Source organism: Streptomyces sp. DT2A-34 (assembly GCF_030499515.1).
In the GTDB taxonomy this organism is placed as follows: Bacteria; Actinomycetota; Actinomycetes; order Streptomycetales; family Streptomycetaceae; genus Streptomyces.
Genome location: NZ_JASTWJ010000001.1, coordinates 4,795,504 through 4,818,302, shown reverse-complemented (window position 1 = coordinate 4,818,302; position 22,799 = coordinate 4,795,504). Strand labels below are relative to the sequence as shown.

Here is a 22,799-nt window from a genome sequence, read left to right as displayed (position 1 = left end):
TCGAGGAACCGTGCGCGTCTCGGTCGCCCTGTTCACCGCCGACCTGCGGGTGCACGACAACCCGGTCCTGGTGGCCGCCCTGAAGGACGCCGAGCGCGTGGTCCCGCTCTTCGTCGTCGACACCGGCATCCGCCGCACCGGCTTCGCCGTCCCCAACCGGGCGGCGTTCCTCGCCGACAGCCTGGCCGACCTCGACGCGGCCCTGCGCGCCCGGGGCGGCCGGCTGGTGGTGCGCGTCGGCGACGTGGTCGAGGAGACCTGCCGGGTGGCGACGGAGACCGGGGCGGCGGTGGTGCACCTCGCGGGCGGGGTGAGTCGCTACGCGATGCGGCGTGAGGAGCGGCTGCGCGCGGAGCTGGCCGGTGACCGACGTGAACTGCACGTCCACGAAGCGTCGTTGACGGTCGTACCGCCCGGGGCGCTGACGCCCGCGGGCAAGGACAAGGACCACTTCGCGGTCTTCACCCCGTACTTCCGCCGCTGGGAGGGCTTCTCCGTACGCGGTGTCCTCCCGGCCCCGGACACCGTACGGCTGCCGGACGTACGCACGGCCGGCCTGCCCGGCCCGCAGTCCCTGGCGTCGGGCCCCACCTCGCCGGGCCTGCCCACCGGCGGTGAGTCCGAGGCCCGCCGCAGGCTGCGCTCCTGGCTGGCGGGCCCCCTCTGCGCATACGACGACCAGCACGACGACCTCGCCGCCGACGCGACCTCCAGGCTCTCCCCCTACCTGCACTTCGGCTGTCTGTCACCGACCGAACTGCTGCACCGGGCGCGCGAACAGCACAACCCCGGTGCGTATGCGTTCGTCCGCCAACTGGCCTGGCGGGACTTCCACCACCAGGTCCTGGCGGCCCGCCCCGACGCCGCCGACCACGACTACCGTCCCCGGCACGACCGCTGGCGCCGCGGCGCGTTGGAGACCGAGGCCTGGAAGGAGGGCCGCACGGGCTACCCCGTCGTCGACGCGGCCCTGCGGCAGCTGGGCCACGAGGGCTGGATGCCGGGCCGCGCCCGCATGCTCGCGGCGAGCTTCCTCACCAAGACGCTGTACGTGGACTGGCGGGTGGGGGCCCGCCACTTCCTGGACCTCCTCGTCGACGGCGACATCGCCGACAACCAGCTCAACTGGCAGTGGGTGGCCGGTACCGGCACGGACACCCGCCCGAACCGGGTCCTCAACCCACTCGTCCAGGCCCGCCGCTTCGACCCGCACGGGGAGTACGTACGCCGCTGGCTCCCCGAACTCCGCGGCCTCGACGCCGCGACGATCCACCGCCTCCCGGACCTCGACGACGCCACCCGCGCGGACCTGGACTACCCCGCCCGGATCGTGGATCTCGCGGAGGGCGCCGCCCGGTTCAGGGAGGGGCGGGGGATTGGGCGGGAGACGTCCTAGCCGCCCCGGCGCTCAGGCCGCGGTGCCGTGCTCCGGCGTGGCACGAGGCGGGTCGGGACGAGGGTGGTGCCGTGCGCGGTGCCGGCGTGCCGCATCTTGCCGATGACGCCCTCGACGCAGAGGCGGCCCACTTCCGCGAAGTCCTGGTGGATGGTGGTGAGCGGGGGCAGGAAGGACGCGGACTCGGGGATGTCGTCGAAGCCGATGACGCTGACGTCGTCGGGGACCCTCAGGCCGCTTTCGTGCAGGGCACGCAGCAGGCCCAGCGCCATCTGGTCGTTGGCGGCGAACACGGCCGTGCAGTCCTGCTGTTCGGCGAGTCGCAGACCGGCCCGGTAACCGGATTCGGCCGACCAGTCGCCGCGCACCAGGGGCGGCGGGACCGCGCCCGCCTCCGTGAGGGTGGCGCGCCAGGCGTTGGCACGGCGCTGGGCGGCGAAGGAGTCCTCCGGCCCGGCCAGGTGCCACACCGTGTCGTGGCCGAGGTCCAGCAGATGCCGTACGGCGTCGCGGGCGCCGCCCGCCTGGTCGGTGTCGACGACGGTGTAGCGGTCGCCGGCGTCCGAGTCGGCCACCACGACCTGCACGCCGGGCGGCAGGGAGACCGTCGCCGCGTCGAGCAGATGGATCTCCATGATGACGATGACCGCGTCCACGGCGAGTTCCCCGAGCCGGGAGAAGGCGCCGTTCACCTCGTCCTGGGTGGGGACGGCCACGGGCAGCAGCGTGACGGCGTAACCGTGCTGGGCGGCGGCGGTCGCGATCGCCTCCAGCGTGCGGATGTTGCCCATGGTGGACAGGGAGAAGGTGATCACGCCGAGGGTGCGGAACTCGCCGCGCTTGAGCGCCCGCGCGGCGCTGTTGGGCCGGTAGCCCAGCTCCCGCATCGCGGCCATGACCTGCTGCCGGGTCTCCTCGGTCACGCCCGGGAAGCCGTTGGAGACACGGGAGACGGTCTGGGAGGAGACGCCGGCGAGGCGGGCGACGTCGGCCATGGAGGCGCCCTGGCGGGGGCGGGCGGCGCGCTTGCGCGTACGTCCTCCCGCGGTTGGCGTGTCCATCCGTGCGCCGCTTTTGTCGGTCGTGTCCACTCCGCCCCCTGGCTGCGCAACTTTCGGCCCGGACGACTCCTTGACCGCTGAGATTCGCACAGTGTAGACATCCCGCCAGCGGATGTTTACGTAAACATTACGAGCCAAAACCATACGAGAACGCACCGAACCGCACCGAACCGCACCCTGCGGTCCCGATCTCTGTGCCCCGCCGGGACGCGCGGCGCACAGAAGAGCTGGAGTACTCGAGATGGCACACCGCACCCTTAGGGCCCTTCTGATGGATCTCCGCGGCGTCGCGGCGTCCGGCACGCACTCTCGCCGCACGGCGCGAAGGGACAGGTGGCTCCGCCACATGACCCTTCACACCGCACGCCGAGAGCACGCACCGGACGCCGCTCCTTCCTCCGCGGAGATCCATCAGAAGGGCCCTAAGAGAAGCCTCCTGGGGATCGGCGTCACGGCCCTCGCGACCGGGACCGTTCTGGCCGCCACCGCACTGCCCGCCGCGCACGCGGACACGACCGCGACCGCTGCGGTCACCGTCCAGCCCGACCCCTCCTACAAGCACGAGAAGTTCGAGGGCTGGGGCACCAGCCTGGTCTGGTTCGCCAACGCCACCGGCGACTACCCGCCCGCGGTACGCGAGAAGCTGGCGAAGCTCCTCTTCGGGGACGACGGGCTCGCGCTGAACATCGCCCGCTACAACATCGGCGGCGGCAACGCCCCGGACGTCAAGGACTACCTGCGCGCCGGCGGCGCGGTCGAGGGCTGGTGGAAGGCCCCGGCGGGCACCACCCGCGAGGACGTCGACTGGTGGGACGCCGACGACCCCGCCGACTGGAACGACAAGGCCGACAAGACGCAGCGCTGGTGGGTCGACCGCATCAAGAAGGACATCACCCACTGGGAGACCTTCAGCAACTCCCCGCCGTGGTTCATGACCGAGAGCGGCTACGTCTCCGGCAACTTCGACGCGGGCAAGGACCAGCTCAAGACCGAGTCCGTCGACGACTTCGCCAAGTACCTGGTGGGTGCCACCGAACGCCTGGAGAAGGCGCACGGCATCAAGGTCGACACCCTGGACCCGTTCAACGAGCCGAACACCAACTACTGGGGCACCAAGCTCGGCGCGGACGGCGAGCCCGTCGGCGGCCGTCAGGAGGGCGCCCACATGGGCCCCGAACTCCAGCAGAAGGTACTGCGCGCGCTGGCCCCGACCCTGGAGCAGTCCAAGAGCGGCGCGGAGATCTCCGCGATGGACGAGACCAACCCCGGTACGTTCGCCACCAACTGGAACTCCTACCCCCAGGAGGTCCGCGACCTCGTCGGCCAGATGAACGTCCACACCTACGGCACCGGCCAGCGCACCACCGTGCGCGACCTGGCCAAGGCCGCCGACAAGCCGCTGTGGATGAGCGAGGTCGAGGGCGACTGGGGCGACGGCCAGAGCTTCACCGACATGCGGCCCGGCCTCGGCCTCGCCCAGCGCATCGTCGACGACCTGCGCGAACTGGAGCCCCGCGCCTGGGTGTTCTGGCAGCCCGTCGAGGACTACGACAACATGAAGCCGGGCGGCGAGTCCGCGAAGGGCGGCAACTGGGGCGAGATCCAGCTGTCGTTCAGCTGCACCTCGAAGGACACCCTGGAGTCCTGCCCGATCTACACCAACACCAAGTTCGACACGGCCCGTAACTTCACCCACTACATCAAGCCCGGCGACCGGCTGATCAAGACGAACGACACCTCCAGCACCGCGGCGATCGCCAAGAAGGGCGACGCGGCGACCGTCGTCCACGTCAACAGCACCACCGAGGCGCGCGAGGTCACCCTCGACCTGTCGAAGTTCGGCCGTATCTCCTCCCGCGCCACCGTCACCCCGGTGGTGACCAGCGCCGACGGCAAGCTGGAGCGGCAGCAGGCGGTCCGGGTCACCGGCAAGCAGGCCACGCTCACCGTGCCCGCCCAGTCCGTGACGTCGTTCCTCGTCAAGGGCGTGTCCGGCGTCGCGAAGGACGCGGCCGAGCTGCGCGCCGGTCACACCTACCGGCTGACCGGCGTCCAGAGCGGCAAGGACCTCACCATCGCCGACAACGGCACCGGCCTGGTCATCAAGACCGCCGACGCCGCCGACCCCAGCGGTCAGCAGTGGCGGCTGGAGCAGATCAGCGGCACCGACAACCGCAAGCGGTACGCCTTCACCGAGGCGACCGCGGGCAAGCGCCTGGCCGTGCGCGACGGCGCCCTGGTGGCCGAGCCCGACGAGGACACCCGCGACAGCGCCGCCCAGTGGATCATGTCGTCGACCGGGGACGGCACCTGGACCCTCGTCAACGCCGCCACCGGCCGCCTCGCGGACGTCTCCGGCCAGTCCACGAGCGACGGCGCCTCCGTCGGCGTATGGCTCGCGAACTCAGGCGCCAACCAGCGCTGGACGGTGACCGACGTGACGGGTGACGACGCCACGCGAACCGAGTAGCGCGTCAGCCCCCGGCTCCTTCCCGCATACAGCGGGGAGGGGCCGGGGGCTTCTTCACAGGCTCTTACTGGTCCGAATAGCCGATGTCCCCGATGGTCCAGGCGCTCACGTCCTCCAGCGCGACGCGGTACATGCCACCCGTGTCGGGGATGCCGAAGCTGCCCTGGAGAATCCGGGCGACGTGGAAGTGCAGGTGGGTGGGCCGGCTGTCGTGCTCCGGCGGGCGGTCGCCGCCTGCCTGGTGCGAGGTGAACGCGGCGGCGAACTGCCCCAGGTGCGCTGAGTCCCGCAGGACTTCGGCCACCCGCTCCTTCCACAGAGCTTCCGGGGCCAGCCGTCCCGTGATGACGGCTCCCGGGATCACCACGGTCAGGGACATCTGGCTGCTGTGCCGCGACTCCACCATCGCGGCGATCGAGACGAGCAGGTCGTCAGGGTGCGTCATGTCTCAGGAGCCTAGCCCGACCACGGGTCCCGCGGCGGGTCGGGACCCCAGACGTCACCAGCCGAGCGCACCTTCGTCAGCCTGCGCGGCCTGGGCCGGCCTGGCGGGAGCCGCGTCGTGGCAGGTGAAGCCGAGGCGGGTCAGTGCGCGGCGCATCTCACCCGTGGTGAAGTCGCGGCGGTTCTGCCTGGTGATCACTTCGCCGACCTGCATCACGGGGTAGACGCGCTGCTCGATGGTCACGGCCACGCCGGTGACGGGTTCGGGCGTCACGCCGCTCATCGAGTGCTCGACCTCGCTCTTGGTCAGGTCGAAGGGGAAACGGGCGATGACACAACGCATGGTTGCCTCCACAGAGTTGGGCGAGAAACGCCGTAGGGGTCGACCGCGCGAAGGCGGTCAGCAGATCCGAGCGAGGACGCCCAGGGCGTAGCCGTGCTCGTCGATCACGGGTGACACATCCAGGGTCCGCACCCGCATGGCGGCGTCCGCCTCGCTGAGTACGGCCACGGACGAGGTGAACGGTCCGCGGTCGAGCGGGATGTCCCGCAGCCGCGTCCGGTCGCTGTACCACGAGCCACCACCGCGGTGCGCGGCGAGCTGGGCCCGGGTGACCAGGCCCGTGCACCGCCCGTCCTCGTCCTGGAGGAGCAGGTGCGGGACGCGGGCGCTGATCAGCATGGACAGGGCCACGTCGACGGTCATGTGGTCGTCTACGTGGGGTCCGGGCGCGTGCATGGCGTCACTGGCGGTCAGGCCGGTGCCGTCGGCGGTGCGGGCCCGCCGTGTGTGCGCAGCGGTCGGCGTCAAGGGCTTCTCCTCTTCGTCGGGGCGGGCAGGACGGGCGAGGGCTCGCCCCGACCGCCGGGAGTTGAGTCCCGGTGCCTTGGCTATGGGTTGTTCCTCGGCGCGGAGCGACGGGGCCGGCCGGCGCCCCGCCCGCTACCGCCACGGCCGGCGCCCCGCCCGCCTTCACCGCGGCCGGCGCCCCGCCCGCCTTCACCGCGGCCGGCGGCCTGTCCCCTGCGCCCGCGGCCGGCGGACTTCGGGCGCTCGCTCTGCTCCGGGACCGGTGCGGGGAGGGTGACGGGCACACCGGAGGGGGTACGGGCGCCGGTGATGCGCTGCAGTTCGGCCTCGCCGGGGCGGACCCGGGCGGAACGCGGCGTGATGCCGGCGTCGGCCATCAGACGGTCCATCGCGCGCCGCTGGTGCGGCAGGACGAGGGTGACGACGGTGCCGGACTCGCCGGCACGTGCGGTACGGCCGCCGCGGTGCAGGTAGTCCTTGTGGTCGCCGGGAGGGTCGACGTTCACGACGAGGTCGAGGTCGTCGACGTGGATCCCGCGGGCGGCGACGTTGGTGGCCACCAGGACCGTGACGTGGCCGTCCTTGAACCGGGCGAGCGTCCGGTTGCGCTGCGGCTGGGACTTGCCGCCGTGCAGGGCCGAGGCGCGCACGCCGACGGACAGCAGGTGCTTGGCCAGCCGGTCGGCCGCGTGCTTGGTGTCCAGGAACATGATCACCCGTCCGTCACGGGCGGCGATCTCGGTCGCGGTGGCGTGCTTGTCGTCGTCGTGCACGTGCAGCAGATGGTGCTCCATGGTGCTGACGGCGCCGGCGGACGGGTCGACCGAGTGGACCACGGGGTCGTGGAGGTAGCGGCGTACCAGGAGGTCGATGTTGCGGTCCAGGGTGGCCGAGAACAGCAACCGCTGGCCGTCGGGACCGACTTGGTCGAGCAGCGCGGTGACCTGCGGCATGAAGCCCATGTCGGCCATCTGGTCGGCCTCGTCCAGGACGGTGACGACAACCTGGTCCAGCCGGCAGTCGCCCCGTTCGATGAGGTCCTTGAGGCGGCCGGGCGTCGCCACGACGACCTCGGCGCCGCCGCGCAGCGCACTCGCCTGGCGGCCGATCGCCATGCCGCCCACCACGGTGGCGAGGCGCAGGCGCAGGGCGCGGGCGTAGGGGGTGAGCGCGTCGGTGACCTGCTGGGCCAGTTCCCGGGTGGGTACGAGGACGAGGGCGAGCGGCTGTCGGGGCTGGGCCCGCTGTCCCTCGAGCCGGGCCAGCACGGGCAGGCCGAAGGCGAGCGTCTTGCCCGAACCGGTGCGCCCTCGGCCGAGCACGTCCCGCCCAGCGAGCGCGTTCGGCAGCGTGGCCGCCTGGATCGGGAAGGGCACGGTCACGCCCTCGGCGCCGAGCGCGGCCAGCAGACGGTCGGGCAGCGCCAGTTCGGCGAACGTCTCGACCGCCGGGAGCGGCTCGGTGAGGGTGACCGGCAGGGTGAACTCCTGCGGCCGTGCGGCGGAGCGCGCGCGAGGGCTCTGCCGACCGGTCTCCTGCGCGCGCGAACGGCTGCCGCGAGCGCTGCCTGCCGAGCGGGTGGAGTTTCTACCGGTACGGAAGCGACCTGAGCTGCTGCCGGTACTACGGGTGCGGTTCATTGAGGAACCTTCCTCGATACGGCGTATCGAGGAAGTCCGACCGAGCGATGACGAGCCGCGCGCGGATTCACAAGAATGAGCCGAGGGAATGCGAAAGGCCGCTCGGCGCTGAAGCCGGGGCGTCAATAATCCGGGAACTCCGGGTACTCCGGGAACAACGGGTACTCCGGGAACGCGGGGATAGCAATGAGCTGGGACCCGCACCCCAAGAGCGCGGGCCCCAGCCACATTGGAACGCGTCAGCGTCAGGCGGGAACGATGTTCTCGGCCTGCGGGCCCTTCTGGCCCTGCGTGACGTCGAAGGTAACCTTCTGGCCTTCCTGAAGCTCGCGGAAGCCGGAGGTGGCGATGTTCGAGTAGTGGGCGAACACGTCAGCGCCGCCGCCGTCCTGCTCGATGAAGCCGAAGCCCTTTTCCGCGTTGAACCACTTCACGGTGCCAGATGCCATATTGAATCTCCCTTGGGGGGCAGTGCCGGATTCCGCACTTTACGGATCCGAGTCGCCGCGATGATCACCCCTCCGGAAAGATCCGGAAAGCTCTGCAAAGAAACAAGTCTCTGGCAACCAAAACTGCAACTGCTATCACGCTAACACAGGTCGGGTGCCGGGCGCCCGTACGTTTTCGGGCCCGTTCGGGAATTCTCATCCGGCCGGGGCCCCTAATTCTGTATCGGCGGGACTAGGTATTCGCGCCGTGCTCGTCCAGCTTCCGGCGCATCTCGCGGTTGCGGCGGAGGGCGTCGTCGAGCTGGTCCTCGAGCGAGACGATGCGGCAGGCGGCCTCGACGGGGGTGCCCTGGTCGACGAGCTCCCGGGCGCGGGCGGCGATCCGCAACTGGCGGCGGGAGTACCGGCGGTGGCCGCCCTCCGAACGCAGGGGGGTGATCAGCTCGGCTTCCCCGAGGGCCCGGAGGAAGGCGGGGGTGGCGCCGAGGAGGTCGGCGGCTCGTCCCATGGTGTAGGCGGGGTAGTCGTCGTCGTCGAGGTTTCCGGCGGCGGAGGCGGTCTCAGCGGGCATGGCACCTTCGTTTCGCGGACGCGGGACAACCCTATCTCCGGCAGGCGGAGAATGTGGTCCTGCCGCGACAGACTTTCTCCCGCCGTGCGGGTCGGAACGCTCGCGGGTCAGCGCACGGGGCGTCGGCGGGCGCGCCGGAATCCCACCACTGCGAAGAACGCCACATCGGCCACGAAGAGCACGACCCCGATGGCCAGCAGATAGCCCAGCCCGTCCGCCGCCGCACCGATGATGCCCAGGGCCACGGCCACCAGCAGGAGCAGCAGAAACGTCACCATCGACCGATCACCTCCTGGCGGTCAGCGGCGCGCGAGTTGACGTTCGCCATGGACACCCGGCCGGTAGGCGAGGTCGTAGTAGCGGAAGATCGTCTCCTCCTGCTCGGCGGGCAGGACGTCGTCCGTCCCGATCGAAGGCGCCTTCCGTACCGTCCCCTTGGCATGGGGCACCTCGACGTAGCCGGGCCCCAGCACCGCCTCGTCGAGCGGGACGAAGACCAGACGCTGACGGGTGGGCAGCCCCGTACGGACGGTGGCCATGGCCGGTTCGTCCGTGGCCGTGTCGACGTAGACGGCTTCGAGTGTGCCGATCTTGTGCCCCTCGGGGTCGACCACGTCTTGTTCGCGCCACTCCCGGACATCGGCCGCGTGGATCATGGCTGCCCCGTGTCCGCGCTGCCGAAGGGGGCCGAGAAGCGCTCGGCACCGGTGTCGACGAGGATCTGCCGGGCCCCTTTGAGGTTGTCGGCGCGCACCGCCTGGGCCATCGCCGCCCGCGCCGCGTCGGGCGCGCTGTCCGGCGGTACGACGAGCAGGGAGAAGAGGTCCTGGTCGCCCCGGGTGACCAGGACGGTGTCGTCGCCCACGGACGAGGCGTCGATGTGCACGACCCGGCCGTCGACGACCAGGCGCGTCGTCAGTCCGTCCCAGGCGGCGGAGTCCAGGCCGATCCGGGCGATCGGCCCGAGGTGTTCGGTCAGCGCGCCGACCAGACCGGGCAGTTCGACCGCGATGTCACGGGAGCGCGGCCACCACGCGCCGTCGAGGACGCCCTGGCGGTCGCGTGTCGTCTCCAACCGGAGAAGTGCCGTCCCGGGACGTATGGACTCGTGGACGCCGTCCGCGAGCAGTCCCGTGGCGGGTGGGGGATCGGTACCGGGCACTGTGCTCACCTTGTCCTGGTCTTCCCGTCCCACGCTACTCCTGCGCCCGGCCCCCGGCCCGGCTCGCGGATGCGCCTGCGCGGACGCTCCTGGCCGGACCTGGGCGGGAGTACGGTGAAAGTGCCGAGGGCTCTTCGCGCGCCCGCTGCCACGCGGTGCCGTTCTCGGCGAGCCACGACGCCGGGCCGGCCCTGTCCGGGCCCGGGGCAGGATCCGCCTCATGGCCGTGAACACGCCCGACCACAGGGGCCGGCAAGCGCCGTCGCCCCTGGAAGGGGAACGAATCCGCCCGCTGTCCCGAGGGCAGATCGAGGACCGGCACAAGGAACTCGGCGACCTGTACGCGCAGACCTCCGGGGGCGATCCGCAGGCGTGGAACCTGGAGCGCGAGCTGTTCCTGCGGCGGCTCACCGTCGAGGTGCAGCGGCCGGGTTTCGCCCTGCTGGTGGCGGAGCGGGAAGGCGTCGTACTGACGGGGTGCGCCTACGGCTTTCCGGTGACCGCGCACGGGCCCTGGTGGCGAGGCCTGGACGGGTATCTCCCCCGGGATCTGCTCGGGATCGCCGCCTCGGGGCGGCTCTTCGCGGTCTCCGGGCTCCTGGTCGACTCCCTGGTGCGCACCCAGAACCCGGGCCGCGACTGGAACCTCGCCCGGCGCCTGCAGCGGCGGTTGCTCACCGACCGCGCCGCCGGTCTCGCCGGCCATCCCGCCGTGTTCGGCGTCACGCTGGTCGACCGTGGCGATACCGCGACCCTCGGGGCCCTGCGGTCCTGGGGCTGGCGCTCGGTGTGGGCCGATGCCCGGGACGCGCCTCTGACGGCGCCGTGCCGGGCCCTGGTCGTCGGTCCGTGACGGCGTTCGCGGCGTCGGTGTCACCAGACAGCCCGAGGAGGGCCTCGGGCGCCGCAGGGCGAACTCGGCGATCAGCAGGCGGTGATGGCGGGTGCCGGCATCGCGTCATCGGCGGCCGCGACCCGTACCGCGTTCAGCAGTTCCGGAAAGGCGGCGGCACCGGCTCCCCGGCGGCCGCCCGCTGCCCGGTCACCTCCTGGCCCGTCATGTCCCGGGCGGCTTCGTCCTCGCGGTCGTGGCGCTCGTGGTGAGCGCGGTCGCGGTGGCCGTGTCGCTCGTCGCTGGTTCCGTCTCGCCCCGCCCGGCTCCGCGAACGCCGTGTGCGCGGCCCGAGGCACCTCAGGCGGTGGCGTGGATGAGGAGCAGGGCGATGTCGTCGCTGCGGTGCGCGTACTCCCGGGCGGTGTGGACGAGGGTGTCGGCGAGGGCTTCCATCTCCCTGGCGTCGGCCCCTGCCAGCCGGGTGGCGAGCGCGTCGGTGACCTCGTCGAGGTCGACGCCGGGGACCTCGACCAGGCCGTCGGTGTAGAGCAGGAGGACGGCGCCCGGCCCCGGCAGTACGGGGCGGCCGCTGTCGGCGGCGGCCCGCAGCAGCAGGCCCAGACGGTGGCAGACGTCGCCGATCGCGTCACGTTCCTCCGGGCGCAGCTCCGGGGGGGGGTGCCCCTATGGGTTTCGTCAAGCTGATGGGGCGGGTTGGGGGTCGTAGAAGGTGCCGTCGCGGAGCATCGCGAAGAGCACGTCGGCTCGTCGTCTCGCGAGGCAGAGGAGGGCTTGGGTGTGGTGTTTTCCCTGGCTGATCTTCTTGTCGTAGTAGGTCCGGGAGGCCGGGTCGGCCAGAGCCGCGAACGCGGACAGGAAGAAGGCCCGTTTGAGCTGCTTGTTTCCGCGGCGGGATGGTTGTTCGCCGCGGATCGAGGAGCCAGAACTGCGGGTTGTGGGGGCGAGGCCGGCGTAGGCGGCGAGGTGGGCGGCGGTCGGGAACGAACGGCCGTCGCCGACGTCGATGAGGATGCGGGCTCCGGTCCTGACGCCGATCCCCGGCATGGACGTCAGGACCTTGGAAAGAGGGTGGTTCTCCAGCAGTTCCTCGATCCGGGTGGCCAAGAGTTTCCGCTGGTCAAGCACCGCTCGGAGCGAGTTGGCGAGGCTGGGGACGATCAGAGCGGCCGCGTCGGTGCCCGGGACGACGACGGTCTGTTCGTCCAGTGCGGTGAAGATGTCCTCGACGAGCCGCTCGGCCATCCGCGGTGCCTTCGGGCGTATCAACGCAATGAGCCGTCGGCGTCCGGCTTTGCGGATCTGGGCCGGGGAGCCGAACTGGTCGAGGAGCTTGAGCACGGCCGGGTGTTGGACGCGTGGGCCCAGGATCCGTTCCAGCGACGGGTGGATCTGGGTGAGCAGGCCCCGCAGGCGGTTGCTGATGCGGGTTGCTTCGCCGGCCAGGTCGTCGTCGAAGCCGACGATCATCTCCAGCTCGGCGATGGTCTCGTCCTGGAGGTCGACCGAGCGGAGCGTGTGAGGCATGACGCGGGCCGCGTCTGCGATGACGAACGCGTCGCGGGCATCTGTCTTGGCCTCGCCGGGATAGAGGTCGGCGATCCGCCGCATCGTCAGGCCGGGCAGATAGGCGACCGGGCAGCCCATGTCCCGGGCCACCGCCAGCGGCAGAGCCCCGATCGAGGCCGGCTGGTCGACCACCACGAGCACGGTCCCGTGCTTGGCCTGCAGTTTGCCGAACACTTCGCGGAGCTTCGGCTCGCTGTTGGGCAGCCGCTTGTCGAAGGCCTTCTTCCCGGCCGGGGTGACGGCGGTGGCGTGGTGTTCGCCCTTGCCGACGTCCAGGCCGAGGAAAGCGCCGATGTCACTGACGTCGATCACGTGCGTCCTTCGGTCGTCCTCGCCCGGCCGTCCCACGGCACCGATCGCCACATCCACATTACGAAGAGCCTCCCGACCTGCGAAGAAGCCGGTGGTCATGCCCCTAATCAGCGGTCTGTCGATGCCTCCGGAGCCGGTGACACCACCCCCCAAGACATGCGATCGACAGGGGGAGAAAGTCATGCCAACTCCGAAGGCCGGGCGCCCCATTGCGGGGCTACCAAAAAGGTAATGGGGGGGCGAGCCGGGCCACTGGAGCACGAGTCCGCCCCACTGTGTGCCGCCGGTGGTGATCGCGGCGGCGGCCAGCGTGAAGGGGTACGGCAGTACGAGGGCCATCTGCGGGTAGCGGCGGGCCAGCTCCTCCTGACCGCCGAGCCACACCGGGCGACGCTCCCGCAGGGCGTCCGTCACCGGCGTCGGAACTCCCAGGCCGGCCCTCGCCCACGGCGCGGCGATCTCCCACGGGACTCCGCTCAGCAGGGCCGGCGTCAGCACCCGCTCGTCCGGCCGCAGCAGATACACCGCGCCCACACAGGCACCCGTGTCCCGCATGGCCTCCACCAGGACGGGCGCCAGCACCTGCGGCCCGGAGCCCGGGTCGGCCAGGGCGCGGGCGGCGCCCCCCATGCCCTCGCCCCTGGCCGTCGGCGACATCCGGGGAGCCATAAGCGGACAATACGCCCGCATGAGTGAGGTGACATCCCACCCACCGCCGGGTCCGTTCGGCCCCGGGCCAAGGCCTGCCGCCGCCGGACCGGCCTTCGCCCGCTCAACAAGGTCGGTTACTGTGCAGGGCGAAGTGGCATGAAGGGGGCAGAGCAAGGCGGAGGACAGGGCTGTGGCGGACGAGGGGCGGCTGGTCGCCGGGCGTTACCGGCTCGTCGAGCCCGTCGGCAGTGGCGGTATGGGCACCGTCTGGCTGGCCGAGGACGAGGTGCTCGCACGCAGGGTCGCGCTCAAGCGACTGCACACGCAGCCGCATCTGTCCGACGCCGAGGTCGACACGCTGTACGAGCGCACCCGCCGCGAGGCACGCAGTGCCGCCCGGGTGGTCCACCCCAACGTGGTCGTCGTGCACGACGTCGTCGAGGACGACGGCCGGCCCTGCATCGTCATGGAGTACGTCCCCGCGCCCACCCTCGGCGACGTCCTCAAGGGCGGACACACCCTGCCGCCCGAGGAGGCCGCCCGCATCGGCCTCGGCATGATCGCCGCCGTGCGGGCCGCGCACGCCGCCGGCGTCCTGCACCGCGACATCAAGCCCGGCAACGTCCTGCTCGGCGCCGGCGGCCGGGTCGTCCTGACCGACTTCGGCATCGCGCAGACCGTCGGCACCTCGACGCTCACGCAGACCGGGGAGATGGTCGGCTCCATCGACTTCATGGCCCCGGAGCGGATCCGCGGCCACAAGCCCGGCCCCTCCTCCGACCTGTGGTCGCTGGGCGCGACGCTGTACCAGGCGGTCGAGGGGAGGCCGCCGTACCGCCGGGACACCGCCATGGAGACGGCGTACGCCATCGCCGTGGACCCGCTGCAGCCGATGCGGCAGGCCGGCCCGCTGGAACCGCTCATCGAGGTCCTGCTGTCGAAGGAGCCCGAGGACCGGCCCACGGCGGAGCAGACGGAACGGGCCCTGCGGGCCACCTGGTCCGGCGGCGCGACGACCACGCTGTCGACCGGGGCCGCCCACGACGCCCACGACGACGGCGCCGCGGACGCGGCATCGATGTCCTCGACGCGGACCTCTCCGCCGCAGCCGACCCCGCCCGTGCCGCCGCGGAAGGCCGGCCGGGGCGGCCGGAAGCGAGGACGGCGCACCCTCGGGGTCGTCGCCGTCGCCCTGGCCGCGCTCGCCGCCGCCGGCACGCTCTACGTGTCCTCGCAGGGCGGCGACGGTGACGCGGCCGACACGCGCAGGACCAGCAGCGCCCCCACCCCGTCGACCTCCCTCTCGCCCGTCCCCGACGGCTACCACCTGGTCCGCGACAAGCAGCTCGGCGTCTCCTTCCCCGTGCCGGACGGCTGGAAGCGGAAGAAGGGCGCGGCCGACGAGGTCACCTACACCGATCCGACCGGCCTGGCCGGCATCACCATCGGCATGGTGGACCCGGCCGGCTCGCACCCCATCGAGCACTTCAAGGACATCGAGGCGAACACCAAGGTCAACTACCCCACGACCTACCGCAGGCTGCGGATGCAGAAGACCACCTTCAAGGACAAGCCGGCCGCGGTGTGGGAGTTCACCTTCCACGGCCGGGCCCGCGTCTTCCGCGCCATCGACCTCGGATACGGCGAGGCGGGCGGCCGGGAGTACGACATCTACCTGTCGGCCCCGGACGCCGAATGGGACACCTACCGCCCCGTCTTCGACAACGTGCGCGACGGGTTCGCCGACTAGGCCTACGACAGGGCCCGGCTCTGGAGAACAGCAGGCGCCAGGTCAGCGGTCCGGGGCTGCCGTCGGCGTCGCCGCGCGGTTCCTTGCGGGATTTCTGGAAGTCGCGCACGTTGAGGCGGTCCGCCTCGCCCCAGCTCCTGCTCGGGCCGACCTTGCAGTGGTCACCGAAGCGCGCGCGACCAGCTGCTTGCCCGGCTGCTGATCGAGGACGTCCGCCCCCGCCGAGCGGGCCCGCGCTGTCGCCGCCCGGCCGCAGCCGGCGCCCGGATGGTTTCCGCCGCTTCAGGGGGTGCTCTTCGCGGGATTCACGATCGGGATCTTCGGTTTCTCGGGGCCGGATGACCCGGCCGGCGGCCTGTGGGGGAGCGTCGGTGGCTGCGTAGCCACCGACGCCTACCTCCTCCTGCACCTGCTCGTGGTGCGGCGCTCCGGCGTCGTGCTGCGGCCGGAGCAGGACCGCGGGGCCCTGCTCGCCGTCTTCGCCGCCGGATGGCCGGCCGCCCTCCCCGCCGGCCGGACCGTGGGCGCTGTGGTCTCCGGGCTGCTGGGCGGAGCCGCGCCGGCCGTGATGACGGCGCGGTACGGTCGTGGAGAAGGTGCGTCCGGTGAGTGACAGAGGACTGCCGGCGCTCGACGAGGTGATCCACCACCCCACCCGGCTGGCGCTGATGGCGTTTCCGTCGGGGTGCGCCGAGGCCGAGTTCGGGGCCGTACGCGACTACTGCCAGGTCTCCGACGCCAGCGTCAGCCGGATCACCTCCGCACTGGAGGCGGCTGGATATGTATCGGTGCGCAAAGGCGACGTCGGCAAACGTCCACGGACCTGGCTCGCTCTCACGCCAGGCCGGAATGCGCAACTCCGCGCCCCGGACAGGGACTGAGCCGGCACGGACCGTGATGTGCGCGTACGGGAATCGCGCTCGGCGTGCGCTCGGTCATCGGCGTCGGCGTGGTGCAGTCGGCGGTGACCGCGCTGGGGTCCGTGCTCCGGTCCGGCAGGGTCTCGGTCTCAGTAGAGGATCGAGGGCAGATACGCCCCGGTGGGCTCGTTGTAGAGCCCGACCGTCATCAAGCTCAGCAGTTGCACCACCCTGAGGCCGTTGGCGAGGCACCATCCCAGCAGCAGGCTGTTGCGCGCGGGGACGAGGATGCCGGGGCCGCCGAAGGCGGAAGCCGAGCCGATCAGGGCCTGGAGGTCGCTGTTGGTCTCGCCCACCGCGTGCGCGAAGAACGCCAGATCCGTGGCATAACCCGTGACGCGCCCCTGGTGCTCGACGACCCGGGCCGTACCTTGCTTGAGCGCGTCGACGACCTCGCCGCCCCGGTCGACGCCGTGGACCATCCGGCACAGTTCGTTGCACGCTCCGAGGTCCGAGTCCGTGGCCTCGCGGACGGTGTGTCCGGGCACCGCACGCGAAAACGCGGGCCCCTGCATGCACGCCACCGTCTCCCGGAGCGCGAACCCCAGGCTCGCGTACAGCGAGAACGATCTGTTGTGGTACCCGCTCTGCAACAGCCGGATCCCCGGCACTCTGCGCTCGGCGGCCCGGCCCATCACGTCCAGCATCAGCCGGCGGCCCACACCCCGGTTCTGCACGGCGGGATCGATGGTGACGGGCCCGACCCCGACGACGGCCGAGCGCTCGTCGAGGAAGTTGCTCCCCACGATCCGCCCGTCGAGTTCGGCGACGACGCTGTAGAACCCCGGGTGGCTCAGGCCCGCCTCGATCAGGGCGACACCTACCTCGAGGTTGGGAACATCGGGCGGAAAAGCATGCTCACGGGCGATGTCGGCGAAAGCCTCGAAGCAGATCCTGCCGCACTCGGCGGCGTCGTCCGTGGTGCCTGGGCGCAGTACGAGATCCACGACCGCCATCCCCTTCCTCGCATCACCCCGACCGGCATTCCTCAGCTTTCTCCCATTTTCCTCCCTAGGGTGCGGCCCTGCGCGTTGCCGTCGGGGAGGCCACGGTGGCCTCAGAAGGCGACTTCCTTCGCCGTGAGGATGCGGGCGCCCATGTTGCGCTCCATCATCTCCAGGGCGGCGGACGCCAGATGGGGATGGATGGAGGCGACGGCGTCCTTGGGCACCGTGACCTCCAGATGGCGGATGTGCGCGTCCAGCGCGGAGTACAGGACGCACTGCTCGGTGACCTGACCGGTCAGCACCACTTGCCCGACGCCCAGTCGCCACAGGAGGTAGCCCAGGGGCGTCTCGTAGAAGACGGAATGGCGGGCCTTCACCACGAACAGCGACTCGTCGTCGGGCCGTATCGGCTCGATCAGGTCGGCGTGCGGCCGGGCCAGCGCGGTCCGAACGAGTTCCCCGTGGTGGGAGCGCCACGAGCCGAAGTTGTCGTTCGCGTAGATCACCGGTACGTCCGCCTCGCGGGCCCGGTCGATCAGCTCCGCCAGGACGGGAACGACCCGCCGGACGGACGGCACGAGCAGCTCGGCGTCCTCGTGGTCGTAGGTGTTGATCATGTCGACCACGATGAGAGCGAGCCCCGTCGGGTCCGTCCGCCGCTCCACGACCTGAGCCGTCCGTCCCGTGCCGTCAGCCACGCAGCCGCGGGAGGATCTTCGTGCGGTAGAAGTCGAAGAAGCCGCGCTGCTCCTTGCCGATCTGGCTGACGTACACCGTGTCGAAGCCCGCGTCGATGAACGCGGTCAGGGCCTCGATGTGCGTATCCGGATCGTCACCGCACGGTACGGCCGACGCCACCTGCTCCTCCGTGACCAGCTCGGACGCCTGCTCGAAGTGGCGCGGGGTGGGGAGGAGCTGGGCGAGTTCACCGGGGAGCTGCTCGTTCGCCCACAGGCGGTGCGCGGTGCGCAGCGCCTCCTGCCGGTCCGTGCCCCAGCACACCTTGAGACCGCCGTACACCGGCCTGGTGCCGCCGCCGGCGCGGCGGAAGCGCTCGATCAGGGCGGTGTCGGGGGTGGTCGTGATCAGCCCGCCGCCGATGCGTGCCGCCGTCTCCGCGGCCAGGGGGCCGAAGGCGGAGACGTCGATGGGTACCGGCTCGTCGGGGAGGGTGTAGAGGCGGGCGTTCTCCACGGTGTAGTGCTTGCCGTAGTGGCTCGTCTCCTCGCCGGTGAACAACTGCCGCATGATCTGCACCGCCTCGGCCAGCATCTCCAGGCGTACCGCTGCCTCGGGCCAGTGGGTGCCCAGGATGTGCTCGTTGAGGGCCTCGCCGGTGCCGACTCCCAGCCGGAAACGGCCGCCCAGCTGGACGGCGCAGGTGGCGGCCGCCTGGGCGATCACCGCGGGGTGGGTGCGCACCATGGGGCAGGTCACGGCCGTCTCCACGGGCAGCGAGACGGCCTGGGACAGCGCGCCGATCACCGTCCACACGAACGGACTCTGGCCCTGGTTGTCGTTCCACGGGTGGTAGTGGTCCGAGATCCACAGGGAGTCGAAGCCCGCCTGCTCGGCCATCCGCGCCTGATCGACGAGCTCTGCCGGACTGTGTTCCTCGCACGACAGGAAGTATCCGAAGTCAGGCATCGCCTCTCCCGGGTGGAACGTGTGGTGCGGTACTGCGAGCGCGCTGGCGAGTACCCGGCGGCCCGACGGGCGTAACAAACGGTGGGCGGGTGTTCCGGTCGTGCGGGAGGGGACTGGGAGGCGGGCTCGACGGGTCGAAGATCCGGACCGTTCACAGGAGGTGTCATGGGAGCGGCGCAATGACCGAGGCCGGCGTACCGGTCGTCATCGGGTTGCTCGCCCGCGTCAATCCCCTGGTGCTCACCACGATGGGCGCGTCCGCCGTGGCGCACGGTGCCACCGCGCTGTACGACGTGTCGCTGGCCACCGGCCGACGCGAGATCCACCCCGTCGAGCAGGACATCCGCCAGGCCCATGGCACGGACAAGGGCGACAAGGGCGACAAGGGCGGCGGCGGAGGCGGGGAAGTCCCCCCGGATCAGCGGTCCGAGCACCCGGGATGAGGAGTTGACCGCCGGTCGCTTCGGGGTTTCGTGGTGAGGTCCGCCGACGCGGCAGCTCACCACTGTCCGTGCCGACGGCACCTCACCACTGTCCGTTCAGGGCGCACAGTCCGTTCAGGGCGCCGCCCCAGGTCGTCGTGCCGCACCACGTCGGCCCACCACCCAGTCGGCCCCGTTCTCCAGATGGCGCAGAAGGACCCCCTCACGCAGGGCCCACGGGCAGATCATCACGATCTTCACGTCGCTGAGTTTCATCGCGGCGTGCCCGGCGACCGCTCCCGCCAGGCTCTGCCCGGCCCGCGGAGTGCAGCTGCCGGGCAGCCCCGCCCGCTCGGCGGCGGACAGCGCGGACAGCCGGTCGACCGGCCGGCGCAGGTCACGTCGGCACAGGACCCGCTCGACGAACGGGCCGCGACGTCCCGGAGCGGCGCCGCACAACCGGGCCGGTCGCTGGAACGTGCGAGAGGTCGCGACGGCCGTCTGTGGATGCTCCCAGCGGATGCGGGCGGAGACGTCACGCCACTGATGGCGCACCTTGCGGCGCAGGGCGACCACGTCGGACGGCGGGCGAGGGTCCGCCGAGCCGAGGAACTCGCGGGTCGGACGGTTGGCGCCGAGCGGCAGCAAGGCCGCGAAGTCCGGTGCCCTGCCCCGGCCGAAGGCCACCTCAAGGGAACAGCCGCCGATGTCGAAGACAGCCAGCGGGCCCGAGCGCCTTGCCCGTCCAGCGCCGGGCCCCCAGGAACGTCAGCCGGGCCTCCGCCTCACCCGGCAGTACGCGCAGCCGCAGGCCGGTCCGGCTGTGCACGGCCCGCAGCACGTCCGCCCGGTCGGGCGCGTCGCGCACCACGGCGGTCGCGAACGCCAGGGGCTCCGGCGCGTCCCACTGCCGGGCCGGCGCGGAGGCTGCGCTCAACGCCTTCACCAGTGTGGGAGCCGACGTCCAGCGCGCTGACTCTCATGGCCCCGGGGTAACCCCGGCGGGGCACGTGAAGCGTCGGGTTTCCCGGGTACCCGGCGCTTCGCACACGCACAGCGAGGTCGGCCCGCCCGCCGCAGGTCGGCCTCGGTGAAGAGCGGACAAGGAGGCATCAATGAGCACGGTCAAGGAAACAGTCGACGTGGACGTCTCGCTCCGCAGGGCATACGACCAGTGGACGCAGTTCGAGGACTTCCCGAACTTCATGGAGGGGGTCGACGAGGTCAGGCAGCTCGACGACCGGCACAACCACTGGACCACCAGCATCGGTGGCATCCGGCGCGAGTTCGACACGGAGATCGTCGACCAGATGGCGGACGACCGGATCACCTGGCGGTCTATCGGCGGTGACACCGAGCAGCGCGGCTCGGTCCGCTTCGAGCGCCTCGACGACACGCACACCCGGGTGGAGCTCACGATGGACGTCGAGCCCACCGGCGTCGCCGAGAAGGGCGCGGACGCCCTGGGCATGATCGACCGGCGGGTGAAGGGCGACCTACGTCGGTTCAAGGACTACGTCGAGAGCGGCGGCGGCCCGAGCGGCGGCTGGCGCGGACGCATCCGCCCGGGGGACCCGGGCACCACCCTCTGACCCAGCCGGCCGGTCCCGCGCTCCAGCGGGGCCGGCCGGGAAGCGTGCCCGGCGAGGGCAGGCGTACACGGTCCGGCCGGTGCGGCCGGTGGGTGAACTCCCTGGACTGGGAGATGCTCGCTCAGGCGGCGCGGGCCACCGGCGACGACGGCCTGCTCGACCTCGCCACGGCTGCCACCCCCCCCAGACCCTGCGCCAGAGCATCCCCCCGTCACTCGATGAGCCCGGCCCTCTCGCAAGCGGACGCGAACCTCGGGGTGCAGATCTGGTCGGTCGTGTACACGCCGTCCTTGACCACGGTGTCCTCGATGTCGTCGACGGTCACGGGGATGGGGTCGAGCAGGACGGCGGGGATGTCCTTGGTGGTGGCCGTGTCGACCGTGGTCTCGGCGATGTCGTCGAGGTTCTCGCCGCGGCCCAGGGCGACGGCCATCTCGGCGGCCGCGTCGGCCTCGGCCTTGAAGGGCTTGTAGACGCTCATGTACTGCTCGCCGCTGATGATGTGCCGCACGGCCGGGAGGTCGGCGTCCTGGCCGGTGACAGGGGGCAGCGGCTCGATATCGGAGGCCTTGAGGGCGGAGATGACGCCGGAGGCGAGACCGTCGTTGGCGGCGTAGACGCCGTCGATGCCGTCGGCGCCCAGGGCGGCGACGGCGCGGACCATGTTGGCGTGGGCGCTCTCCTGCTTCCAGCCCTGGATGTCGTACGTCTTGCCGATCTCGACCTTGCCCTGGAGGGCGGACAGCGCGCCCTTCTTGAAGGCGATGTTGGTCGGGCTGGTCTGGGGACCGTTCATCATGACGATCCGGCCGCCGTCCGCGCGGTCGCCCATGGCCTTGAGGAGCGCCTCGCCCTGGAGCTTGCCGACCCGTTCGTTGTCGAAGGAGACGTAGCCCGAGATCGGGCCCTCGACGAGGCCGTCGTAGGCGACGACCGGGATGCCCGCGTCGTGTGCCCGCTCGACCGCGGAACGCAGGGACCTGAAGTTCACGGCGCTGAGGATCAGGACCTCGACGTCCTTGTTGATCAGGGTGTCCACCAGCTGCTGCTGGGTGGCCACGTCGCCCTCGGCGTTGCCGTACTCCACCCTGCAGTCCTCGCACAGCTCCTTGAGCTTCCGCTCGATCAGGGGCTTGTCGAACTTCTCCCAGCGGGTCTGGACGATCTGGCTGAACAACAGTCCGACCGTGAAGCCGCCCTCGCCGGAGTCAGCCCCGCCCGACCCGGCGGACTCCCCGGCCGTACCGCAGGCCGTCAGGGACACGGCCAGTGACAGTGCGGCCGCGGCGATGGCCGTACGACCCCGATACACACTCACACGGGGACCTCCTGGCGCGTCCGAGAACCCCCTGACCGTCCGCGTCGGCCACTCACTGCCAGGATAGGCCGGGCGGTACGTCCATGTGTGGCGGGACGGGGCGGCGCCCGGGTAGGCCGCATCCCCGACGCGCTGACGCCCTCCCCGCCGCATACGGCGGCCGGAGGGCGAAGGCCCGCTGTCGTTATGGCAGGCGGAGCGTGGTCGTCGCCGCGTCGGTCCTTGGGATGTACTGCGGCTTCCAGGTCCACGCGGCGCTGCCGCGCTGGTAGTGGAGCTCCACGGAGGAGCGACTTCGCTTCCCCGCCCTGCGCGACGTGACCGCTCCCGTCGCCGGTGAAGGCGAGCACCTGACCGGCCGCCGTCGGGCCCTGCTCCCGCGTGGGCAGCCGCCACAGCCGCGAGCCGTCGGTTCCGGTCAGGGCGACGGTCCGGCCGTCCGGGCTCACCGCGGCGGCGGGGTTGTCCGGGAGCCGTCCGGAGCCGGTACGGCGGTGGGTGGCGACGTCCCAGGACGACCATGCGCCGCCGCCCACACTGAGGAGGGTGCGCCCGGAGCCGGTGAGGAAGTCCGGGGTGTCGTAGCGCTGTTCGAGGTTGGTGAAGACGTCCCGCTCGGGTCCGGCCTGGGCGTCGAGCAGGGCCTGGCGGCTCTCCGGCAGCGGGGCGAGCCGCCGGGCGGCGACGCTGAGCAGCATCCCGGCGCGGGGGTCGGTGGCCTGGTCCCGGTCGGCGAGGGCGGCGGCCTGGCGGGCGGCGGCCGGCACGCGCTCCTGGTCCGCCGCCCAGCGCGGCGATCAGCGTCCGCCGCGCC

24 protein-coding genes and 2 pseudogenes are annotated in these 22,799 nt (G+C 71.6%); 8 read left to right on the top strand and 18 right to left on the bottom strand.

Annotated features, from left to right (window positions below; genetic code table 11):
* The first annotated feature begins 10 nt into the window (after positions 1–10).
* Positions 11–1,396 carry a deoxyribodipyrimidine photo-lyase gene (locus tag QQM39_RS21270; protein WP_301998822.1) on the top strand — a complete coding sequence of 462 codons (1,386 nt, stop codon included), beginning with the start codon at positions 11–13 and terminating at the stop codon, positions 1,394–1,396.
* On the opposite strand, the gene QQM39_RS21265 is transcribed toward QQM39_RS21270, so the two are convergent.
* A complete protein-coding gene (locus tag QQM39_RS21265; RefSeq protein ID WP_367669699.1) occupies positions 1,393–2,391 on the bottom strand; it encodes a LacI family DNA-binding transcriptional regulator in 999 nt (332 codons plus the stop codon). The two genes, QQM39_RS21270 and QQM39_RS21265, sit on opposite strands and share 4 nt — an antisense overlap.
* Positions 2,392–2,803: 412 nt before the next feature.
* On the opposite strand from QQM39_RS21265, the gene QQM39_RS21260 reads away from it, so the two are divergent.
* Positions 2,804–4,927, top strand: a complete 2,124-nt coding sequence (locus QQM39_RS21260; RefSeq protein WP_301998818.1) for a glycoside hydrolase — start codon at positions 2,804–2,806, stop codon at positions 4,925–4,927.
* Between the two features lie 64 nt (positions 4,928–4,991).
* Here the strand turns inward: QQM39_RS21260 and QQM39_RS21255 are convergent, their stop codons facing one another.
* The 9 genes from QQM39_RS21255 to QQM39_RS21215 form a co-directional block, all read right to left on the bottom strand.
* Positions 4,992–5,372: a hypothetical protein gene (locus QQM39_RS21255; RefSeq protein WP_301998816.1), complete on the bottom strand. Its 381-nt coding sequence runs from the start codon at positions 5,370–5,372 to the stop codon at positions 4,992–4,994.
* A 54-nt stretch (positions 5,373–5,426) separates the two neighbouring features.
* Positions 5,427–5,714 (bottom strand): SCO5918 family protein, encoded by a 288-nt coding sequence (locus tag QQM39_RS21250; protein WP_301998815.1) that lies wholly within the window; start codon positions 5,712–5,714, stop codon positions 5,427–5,429.
* Positions 5,715–5,771: 57 nt separating this feature from the next.
* Positions 5,772–6,110 carry a CBS domain-containing protein gene (locus tag QQM39_RS21245; RefSeq protein WP_302003670.1) on the bottom strand — a complete coding sequence of 113 codons (339 nt, stop codon included), beginning with the start codon at positions 6,108–6,110 and terminating at the stop codon, positions 5,772–5,774.
* Between the two features lie 152 nt (positions 6,111–6,262).
* Complete coding sequence (locus QQM39_RS21240; protein WP_301998814.1) at positions 6,263–7,822, bottom strand: DEAD/DEAH box helicase; 1,560 nt, start codon at positions 7,820–7,822, stop codon at positions 6,263–6,265.
* Between the two features lie 245 nt (positions 7,823–8,067).
* Positions 8,068–8,271: a cold-shock protein gene (locus QQM39_RS21235; protein WP_007383480.1), complete on the bottom strand. Its 204-nt coding sequence runs from the start codon at positions 8,269–8,271 to the stop codon at positions 8,068–8,070.
* 232 nt (positions 8,272–8,503) lie between these two features.
* Positions 8,504–8,842 carry a MerR family transcriptional regulator gene (locus QQM39_RS21230; RefSeq protein WP_301998812.1) on the bottom strand — a complete coding sequence of 113 codons (339 nt, stop codon included), beginning with the start codon at positions 8,840–8,842 and terminating at the stop codon, positions 8,504–8,506.
* 107 nt (positions 8,843–8,949) lie between these two features.
* Positions 8,950–9,120, bottom strand: a complete 171-nt coding sequence (locus tag QQM39_RS21225; protein WP_301998810.1) for a hypothetical protein — start codon at positions 9,118–9,120, stop codon at positions 8,950–8,952.
* A gap of 21 nt (positions 9,121–9,141) precedes the next feature.
* Positions 9,142–9,498, bottom strand: coding sequence for a PRC-barrel domain-containing protein (locus QQM39_RS21220; protein ID WP_301998809.1), 357 nt, complete (start codon positions 9,496–9,498; stop codon positions 9,142–9,144).
* Positions 9,495–10,004, bottom strand: coding sequence for a DUF5994 family protein (locus QQM39_RS21215; RefSeq protein WP_302003669.1), 510 nt, complete (start codon positions 10,002–10,004; stop codon positions 9,495–9,497). The genes QQM39_RS21220 and QQM39_RS21215 overlap by 4 nt, the downstream gene beginning before the upstream one ends.
* A gap of 220 nt (positions 10,005–10,224) precedes the next feature.
* On the opposite strand from QQM39_RS21215, the gene QQM39_RS21210 reads away from it, so the two are divergent.
* Complete coding sequence (locus tag QQM39_RS21210; protein ID WP_301998807.1) at positions 10,225–10,857, top strand: hypothetical protein; 633 nt, start codon at positions 10,225–10,227, stop codon at positions 10,855–10,857.
* A gap of 339 nt (positions 10,858–11,196) precedes the next feature.
* Here QQM39_RS21210 and QQM39_RS21205 read toward each other — a convergent pair.
* Together QQM39_RS21205 and QQM39_RS21200 are read right to left on the bottom strand one after the other, a co-directional pair.
* Positions 11,197–11,511 (bottom strand): annotated as a pseudogene (locus tag QQM39_RS21205) (SpoIIE family protein phosphatase); the annotation flags it as partial.
* Between the two features lie 24 nt (positions 11,512–11,535).
* A complete protein-coding gene (locus tag QQM39_RS21200) occupies positions 11,536–12,738 on the bottom strand; it encodes an IS110 family transposase (protein WP_302003442.1) in 1,203 nt (400 codons plus the stop codon).
* Positions 12,739–13,579: 841 nt separating this feature from the next.
* On the opposite strand from QQM39_RS21200, the gene QQM39_RS21195 reads away from it, so the two are divergent.
* From QQM39_RS21195 to QQM39_RS21185, 3 genes are all read left to right on the top strand, one after another.
* On the top strand, positions 13,580–15,139 hold the full coding sequence (locus QQM39_RS21195; RefSeq protein ID WP_301998805.1) for a serine/threonine-protein kinase: 1,560 nt from the start codon (positions 13,580–13,582) through the stop codon (positions 15,137–15,139).
* A gap of 289 nt (positions 15,140–15,428) precedes the next feature.
* Positions 15,429–15,752: a hypothetical protein gene (locus QQM39_RS21190; protein ID WP_301998803.1), complete on the top strand. Its 324-nt coding sequence runs from the start codon at positions 15,429–15,431 to the stop codon at positions 15,750–15,752.
* On the top strand, positions 15,745–16,020 hold the full coding sequence (locus QQM39_RS21185) for a transcriptional regulator (protein WP_301998801.1): 276 nt from the start codon (positions 15,745–15,747) through the stop codon (positions 16,018–16,020). The genes QQM39_RS21190 and QQM39_RS21185 overlap by 8 nt, the downstream gene beginning before the upstream one ends.
* Positions 16,021–16,148: 128 nt before the next feature.
* On the opposite strand, the gene QQM39_RS21180 is transcribed toward QQM39_RS21185, so the two are convergent.
* The 3 genes from QQM39_RS21180 to QQM39_RS21170 form a co-directional block, all read right to left on the bottom strand.
* A complete protein-coding gene (locus QQM39_RS21180; protein WP_301998799.1) occupies positions 16,149–17,015 on the bottom strand; it encodes a GNAT family N-acetyltransferase in 867 nt (288 codons plus the stop codon).
* Between the two features lie 101 nt (positions 17,016–17,116).
* Positions 17,117–17,671, bottom strand: coding sequence for a cysteine hydrolase family protein (locus QQM39_RS21175; RefSeq protein ID WP_302003666.1), 555 nt, complete (start codon positions 17,669–17,671; stop codon positions 17,117–17,119).
* 25 nt (positions 17,672–17,696) lie between these two features.
* Entirely contained in the window at positions 17,697–18,653 is a 957-nt protein-coding gene (locus QQM39_RS21170; RefSeq protein ID WP_301998797.1) for an LLM class F420-dependent oxidoreductase, read from the bottom strand.
* A gap of 179 nt (positions 18,654–18,832) precedes the next feature.
* Between QQM39_RS21170 and QQM39_RS21165 the strand changes: the two genes are divergently transcribed.
* On the top strand, positions 18,833–19,096 hold the full coding sequence (locus QQM39_RS21165; protein WP_301998796.1) for a hypothetical protein: 264 nt from the start codon (positions 18,833–18,835) through the stop codon (positions 19,094–19,096).
* A gap of 56 nt (positions 19,097–19,152) precedes the next feature.
* Here the strand turns inward: QQM39_RS21165 and QQM39_RS21160 are convergent.
* Positions 19,153–20,024 (bottom strand): annotated as a pseudogene (locus tag QQM39_RS21160) (Ppx/GppA family phosphatase); the annotation flags it as partial.
* Positions 20,025–20,190: 166 nt separating this feature from the next.
* Here QQM39_RS21160 and QQM39_RS21155 point away from each other — a divergent pair.
* Positions 20,191–20,667: an SRPBCC family protein gene (locus QQM39_RS21155; RefSeq protein ID WP_301998794.1), complete on the top strand. Its 477-nt coding sequence runs from the start codon at positions 20,191–20,193 to the stop codon at positions 20,665–20,667.
* A 211-nt stretch (positions 20,668–20,878) separates the two neighbouring features.
* Here the strand turns inward: QQM39_RS21155 and QQM39_RS21150 are convergent, their stop codons facing one another.
* Positions 20,879–21,985 carry a sugar ABC transporter substrate-binding protein gene (locus QQM39_RS21150; RefSeq protein WP_301998793.1) on the bottom strand — a complete coding sequence of 369 codons (1,107 nt, stop codon included), beginning with the start codon at positions 21,983–21,985 and terminating at the stop codon, positions 20,879–20,881.
* Positions 21,982–22,752, bottom strand: a complete 771-nt coding sequence (locus QQM39_RS21145) for a hypothetical protein (protein ID WP_301998791.1) — start codon at positions 22,750–22,752, stop codon at positions 21,982–21,984. Before QQM39_RS21145 ends, QQM39_RS21150 begins: the two co-directional genes overlap by 4 nt.
* Positions 22,753–22,799: the final 47 nt, after the last annotated feature.